Below are 6,603 nucleotides of genomic sequence, written 5' to 3' on the forward strand. Positions count from 1 at the left end.
ATAGTTTCAATTTTACCATAAATAATTATTGGGAAACTTCAGTAAAGATAGTGTAAGGGGGTTGCGTTAACGGGAGAAAGGCATAAAAAGGAAAAAACCGTGCTTAGTAAAATATGCAAGAAGAGGTATTTTCTATTAAGCACGGCGTTATTTTGGGTATTAATTAACAATTTAAGGGGTATTATTCCTCAGCATACCCTTTTTGAATTAAATCTATTGCAAGTGGGTTGGCATCCACTATGCTACTTTTATATGTCTGGAATACTCCTTCAGGAATATCTGCTTCTTTTAAACCACGCCCAATAGCGATCAGGGTTGCTTCATCCTGCTCCCATGAGGTAACGCCATTAGCTGTCGCAATTGCACTGATTTCTCTGCTAAATGAGGAACGTTCAAATTTCTCGTTGCTTAAATAAGCAATGGTGTAATCGCTTATGTCTTCTTGATATATGTCTTCTTCAGTTATGGAGGAAGATGGGCTACTAGAGCTGGATACGCTGGATTCTGAACTACTTACTGAGCTATTCGAAGAACTTTTTGAGCTATAAGAAAAAGAACAGCCCTGTGCCAGGCTAACAATAATAATGAAAGGGATTAGATAAGGCTTGGTTTGCATGTTAACATCCTTTTTTGAAAAAGGGTGAGGGCTATACGGTTTGATAACCTGAGAGATATATTATTACAAATACTACAAAAAAAACAATGTTGATTGTTTTGTAAAACACCAAGTGTGCTACCTATACGGTGCAGAACCAGGATTGTGGTTTGATAACTGGCACTCTTTGTCGATAGCTTTACTGTTTTATTGCATATTGTAGCCTTTTTGTATATTCATCATTCTCAATTCCTTAGAGTTAGCTATGCTTTTCTTGTAAGTCTCATAGACACTGCCTGTTATTCTTGCTTTCCTTAACCCTTGACCAATTGCTATCATGGTTGCTTTATCGTCTTGCCAGGAAGTAATGCCATTTTCAGTGGCAATTTCAGAAATACCTTTTAAAAAGGCTGGGCGATTATATTCTGCTGTAGAGAGATAGACCGTAGTGTAGTTAATTATTTTATTTTTATAGGCTTTGTTTTTTTTTGATGATGAAGATCTGCTACTCTTGATACTTGAGTCCGACGAGTCTGAGCTACTTTCTGAACTTGCTGAAAATGAACACCCTTGTACAAGAGTAATGACACAAATACTAGATAGTAGAAAAGGTTTAAATTGCATGATAATATTCTTTGCTAGGCTTTTAGTTAAAACATAAGTTTAACCATCTTTAGCTATAAAACAATTAGTTTATTTATCTGATAAAATGTTTCATAGTCGCTCCATCATCAGGCCTGGAGCATGTTCCTGTTGTTTATCAATCGTCAGTTTATAGAGTAGCCTAAGCAATGCAGTATGGAGACTAATGCTGTAAACCGATGTAATCTCATTCTTTAATTTCATAAAGGTAATTATATGACTGATCCTGTTAGTTTATTTTCCGAAGCGAAAACTGTTATACCTGGTGGTGTTAATTCACCTGTACGTTCATTTAGTGGTGTTGGGGGAACACCTATATATATTGATCATGCTAAAGGTGCTTATTTGTATGATTCGGAAGGTAAGCAATATATCGATTATGTCGGATCATGGGGGCCAATGATAGCCGGCCATGCGCATCAGGATGTGCTAGATGTAGTTAATGAAACGGCAGCTAAGGGGCTTAGTTTTGGAGCGCCAACTGAGCTTGAAACTTTGATGGCGAAGAAAATCTGTAAATTAGTGCCATCTATCGAGCAAGTACGTATGGTAAGCTCAGGAACAGAAGCAACGATGAGTGCAATACGTCTGGCACGAGGGCATACCGGGCGAGATAAGATTGTAAAATTTGAAGGTTGTTATCACGGGCATTCAGATTCTTTATTAGTCAAAGCGGGGTCAGGAGCTTTAACGCTTGGTGTACCAAGCTCACCTGGGGTGCCAGCAGCAGTTGCAGCAGATACTATTACCCTGACCTACAATGATAGTAACTCGGTTAAACAGGCTTTTGCGGATATTGGTGAGCAAATTGCAGCAATTATTGTTGAGCCTGTTGCAGGCAACATGAATTGTATTTTACCCGCCGCTGGGTTCTTAGAAACATTGCGTGAGGTTTGTGACCAATATGGGGCAATTTTAATTTTTGATGAAGTCATGACAGGTTTTAGGGTTGATAAGCACTGTGCGCAAGGGCTATATAATATTAAGCCTGACTTGACTACGCTAGGAAAAATAATCGGTGGTGGAATGCCGGTAGGTGCTTTTGGTGGACAACATAAAATTATGTCGTCGCTGGCACCAGTAGGATCAGTTTATCAGGCTGGAACCTTATCTGGTAATCCAGTGGCCATGGCAGCAGGTTACAAAACGCTTGAATTATTATCAGCGACCAATTTTCATGAACTGCTGGCAGAACAAACACGCAAATTGGCAGAAGGAATACAAGCTAAAGCGATTGCAGCAGGCATTGGTATGTCAATTAATGTTGTTGGTGGAATGTTTGGCTTGTTTTTTACTCAAGATGATCATATCAGTAGCTTTGCGCAAGTCATGGAGTGTGATCAGGAACGGTTTAAACAATTCTTTCATGGTATGCTGGATGAAGGTATTTATTTTGCGCCTTCTGCTTTTGAAGCTGGTTTTGTGTCTTCAGCACATAGTGATGAGGATATTGCTGCTACCATTTCAGCTGCTGAACGTGTATTGAGCCAACTATAATCATTTCGGGCTGGGGTTCGCCCAGCCTTTTTTATGCCTAATTATCTCCCCTCAACAAAAGATTTACTTACCCGCTTTTCCGCAAATGAATGTGCCTTAATTCAACGGGCAATTACGCTTGTTGAGAACCTCGAAGATATTGAATCTAATCGTCCTCGTGGATTAGATGTCGCGCTAAATTTACTAAATCTTAATGTCGATTTAGAAACGATATTAGCTGCCATTCTTAGTGACTCAAGACTATTAGATTACCCTTTAGAGCCAGAATTTGGTCAGGTTGTCGCTAGTTTAGTGCGAAATATCAAAGAATTAAATTTGCTCAAAATTTATTCAAAAAATATATCAACACAAGCCTCACAAATAGAAATACTTAGGCGTATGTTGTTATCTACCGCTGATGATATACGCGCACTGTTAATTAAACTGGCTTATCGTTTAGCAAGACTACAAAAATTAGCTGAGGAAGAACAGGAGATGCGTCATTTTATTGCGCAGGAAACTCTTGATCTCTATGCGCCTATTGCTAATCGTCTGGGGATTGGTCAGCTAAAATGGGCTCTGGAAGATTATGCTTTTCGCTATTTAGAACCAGTAAATTACTTGTTTGTAGCCAAGGAATTGGAGAATAAACGAACACATCGAGAAGAGTGTATCGAAACCTTTATCGAGCACTTACAAAAGGCAGTATGCGCTAGCGGCATGCAGGCGGAAATTAAAGGGCGACCCAAGCATATTTATAGTATCTGGCAAAAGATGCAACGTAAAAATCTGCCGATTGATGAATTGTATGATTTGCTAGCAGTGCGAGTGATTGTGCAGGATGCCGCACAATGTTATGAGGTTTTAGGTCTAGTACATCAATACTGGACTTTTATTCCTAAAGAGTTTGATGATTATATTGCTAACCCGAAAAATAATGGTTATCAATCTTTGCACACGGTGATTTTAGATGCTGATAATAATCGCATCGAAGTACAAATACGCACTAAAGAAATGCATGATTTTGCAGAGCTTGGTGTTGCTGCACATTGGCGCTACAAAGAAGGTAGCAAGCAGGACATTGCCACTGAAAAAAGTATCGCTTCATTAAGACAGTTGTTAGAAGAAAAAGATGGTGATACCTTACTGGCAAATTTTCGTACCGAGTTATTTGCTGATCGAGTTTATGTATTGACCCCTAGGGGGCAATTAATTGATTTGATTAAAGGGGCAACACCATTAGATTTTGCTTATGCAATACACACTGATGTAGGACATCGTTGTCGGGGGGCTAAAGTCAACGGTGATATTGCTTCTTTAAGTTATCAATTACAAACGGGGGAGCAGGTCGAAATTCTGACCGCGAACGATATAGCCCCAAACCCGAACTGGGTTGACCCAAATCTGGGATATTTAAAAACACCACGTGCCATTCAAAAAGTAAAAGCATGGCTTAAGTTACAAGGGCAAGATAAACATAATACGATAGGGCAGCAAATCCTGGAACAAGAAGTGCTCCGCTCAGGGATAAAAAAAGATTATCAGACAAAATTACTGCAGCATTTTAATTTATCCGATTTAGATAAGTTATATGTTGCCCTGGGTCGCAGTGTTATTAATCGAAGGCAATTAAGTCATGCTTTGCTGCGTGCCGAGGGGAAAAAAAGAAAAGCGAAAGTTAAGAAAACAGAGCAGGCTCAAAACCATAGTCTGGAAATTATCGTGGATGGTACAGATAATATTTTGACCCACTTTGCTCATTGCTGTCACCCAAAGGTGGATGATGAATTAACAGGCTTTATTAGTTATACAAACGGTATTGCTATCCATAAAAAGGATTGTGAGAATATTAGTAAGTTAAATGATGAGCAAAAGAAACAACTTGTTGCAGTTAGTTTAAAGGTAAATGCTAATTTGTAAAAATGTAGCCCCTTTCATTGACCTCCTCCTTCTGGGGAAGAGAAGCGTGAGTGGCATTAAGCTAGGCTAACGGAGAAAATTCTATGAATCGAGCAATATTTTTTGTTGTATTTTATATGTTGAGTACGGGCTATTGTTCTGCGCAAAATAGTGAATTTACTTTTATTGACGATGAAGCTCAAAATTATCGATATACAGTTGTACAGGCGGGTGATAACTATAATTTTAAATTTGACACTGCTCCGCTAGAAAACACAACAAAGCTAAAAGCGGGCTACCACGTGCTTCAGTCAATCTATAAAGATAGCTCTATTAACAAAACCTATAGTGAGCACTATATACGCGAGCGAGCAAGATGTTATGTTTTTGATAGTAGCTGGCATACCTATAGTTTGTGTTTTTTACCTAATGACTTTAGCGTCAAGCATAAAGGCCGTTTCTGAGGATTTGCAACTCAAATGCCCAACTGGAAATGGTTAGTTACGCGTTTTTTCTTGCCGCTTGGTATGATTTATGGCTTAGTGTTTTATTTTAGCAGACGAAAAAAGCCAGTAGCGTAAAGTCTTTTATATTTCTCAGATCTATGAAAAAGACCTTTTTATTCTGCATATTTATTTTCTTAACTGCATGTGAGCAGGCTACTGCCCCTGTTTTTGAGAAACTACACCAGGATGCTGTTATTCTCGCATTTGGTGATAGCTTGACCTATGGCACGGGTGCACCCAGAGAGAGTGATTATCCGAGTAGGTTAACTGAATTAAGTCAGCACAAAGTTATCAATGCCGGAATCCCTGGTGAAATTAGCAGTACAGGACTTAAACGCTTACCAGTCGTGCTGGATAAATATCAACCAGAGTTACTGATTCTGATTCATGGTGGGAATGATATGTTACGCAGAATACCGGAGCAGCAGCTTGCGAGTAATTTGCGTCAGATGATTGATGTGGCTAGGCAGCGAAATGTTAAAGTGGTTATGTTGGGAGTACCCAAGCCAAGGTTGTTTTTATTAGATAGCGCGGCAATTTACCAGCAAATTGCGGAGGAACAGCAAGTTCCGATTGATCTAGAAGCATTACCGACGATACTGGGTGATAATGCACTGAAGTCAGATACTATTCACCCGAATAGTGATGGATACAGGTTAATGGCAGAGAGTATCCATCACTTATTGGTTGCTACGGGGGCTTTGTAAATTAGTCTAGTGAAAACTGATTTCAATGCGGCGATTTTTCTGACGACCAGCGAGAGTATTGTTTGCCGCTATAGGACGGTTATCACCATAGCCAATTGAGGAAACCCGCTCTGGTGCAAGTCGATTTTTATTCAATGCTTTGCGAATAATATCGCGTATAAAATCTGCACGTTGTTGTGAGAGTTTTTGGTTATTATCCTTATCTCCAATGTTATCGGTATACCCTGTCAGAATAATTTTCTTTTGGGGATATTTACCCATATAATTAATTAGTTGATCAATTCCCTGAAATGATCCAGGCGTTAAATTAGCCTTTCCAGGGTCGAATTTAATTTTTTTGAAATTTTCTGAAATTTTGTGCTCACCTATGCTGGGTGAGGGGTTTTTGGAGACTTTTGAGCAATTCCCTTGGGCCTGAAATTTTTCGTCTTTAAAAATACGCGCATGTATTTTTTCTTTAGTGCGGTCCTCACTGGTCCAGACAATAACATCAGCCTTGCCAAAGCATGGAATCTCATTTTGTTTTAATATTTCGCCAGTTTTCCACTGCGGGGGCTTTTCTATTTTGTTAAATCTGGCAATTATGCCTTTCATATTTGGCAGAACTTCTATACGGTCTGAACGTTGGGCACCTATTGTTACCACTGTACTACGCCACAAGTCTTCTCCTTCCAAAAGAAGAGCGACATTTTCCTGGCCTACATAAAAATCAGCAAGCTTATTGCTATGTGGGCTGTTGGCAATATAGGGAGTATGTCCCACTTCGTAGCCTAATTTA

General features: G+C 39.3%; 8 protein-coding genes. 4 read left to right on the top strand and 4 right to left on the bottom strand.

All coding sequences use genetic code 11. The features are described from left to right. Positions 1–181: 181 nt before the first annotated feature. The 3 genes from CDZ78_RS13940 to CDZ78_RS23835 form a co-directional block, all read right to left on the bottom strand. A complete protein-coding gene (locus tag CDZ78_RS13940; RefSeq protein WP_087870555.1) occupies positions 182–616 on the bottom strand; it encodes a putative lipoprotein in 435 nt (144 codons plus the stop codon). 186 nt (positions 617–802) lie between these two features. Continuing rightward, a complete protein-coding gene (locus tag CDZ78_RS13945; RefSeq protein ID WP_087870556.1) occupies positions 803–1,219 on the bottom strand; it encodes a putative lipoprotein in 417 nt (138 codons plus the stop codon). A gap of 90 nt (positions 1,220–1,309) precedes the next feature. Further along, entirely contained in the window at positions 1,310–1,441 is a 132-nt protein-coding gene (locus CDZ78_RS23835; protein WP_280175585.1) for a hypothetical protein, read from the bottom strand. Positions 1,442–1,453: 12 nt separating this feature from the next. Here CDZ78_RS23835 and hemL point away from each other — a divergent pair, with 12 nt between their 5' ends. The 4 genes from hemL (at position 1,454) to CDZ78_RS13965 (ending at position 5,825) form a co-directional block, all read left to right on the top strand. Then, positions 1,454–2,734 carry a glutamate-1-semialdehyde 2,1-aminomutase gene (gene hemL / locus CDZ78_RS13950; protein ID WP_087870557.1) on the top strand — a complete coding sequence of 427 codons (1,281 nt, stop codon included), beginning with the start codon at positions 1,454–1,456 and terminating at the stop codon, positions 2,732–2,734. 33 nt (positions 2,735–2,767) lie between these two features. Beyond that, the gene (locus CDZ78_RS13955; protein WP_087870558.1) at positions 2,768–4,633 is read left to right on the top strand and encodes a RelA/SpoT family protein; all 1,866 of its coding nucleotides are present in this window, start codon (positions 2,768–2,770) and stop codon (positions 4,631–4,633) included. Positions 4,634–4,716: 83 nt separating this feature from the next. Beyond that, positions 4,717–5,076 carry a hypothetical protein gene (locus CDZ78_RS13960; protein WP_087870559.1) on the top strand — a complete coding sequence of 120 codons (360 nt, stop codon included), beginning with the start codon at positions 4,717–4,719 and terminating at the stop codon, positions 5,074–5,076. A 140-nt stretch (positions 5,077–5,216) separates the two neighbouring features. Beyond that, positions 5,217–5,825, top strand: coding sequence for an arylesterase (locus CDZ78_RS13965; RefSeq protein WP_087870560.1), 609 nt, complete (start codon positions 5,217–5,219; stop codon positions 5,823–5,825). Positions 5,826–5,831: 6 nt separating this feature from the next. Here CDZ78_RS13965 and CDZ78_RS13970 read toward each other — a convergent pair. Continuing rightward, positions 5,832–6,603, bottom strand: a 772-nt coding sequence (locus CDZ78_RS13970; protein ID WP_211200770.1) for an OmpA family protein, incomplete at its 5' end; no start/stop codon positions are given.

This window comes from Bathymodiolus platifrons methanotrophic gill symbiont, assembly GCF_002189065.1.
In the GTDB taxonomy this organism is placed as follows: Bacteria; Pseudomonadota; Gammaproteobacteria; order Methylococcales; family Methylomonadaceae; genus Methyloprofundus.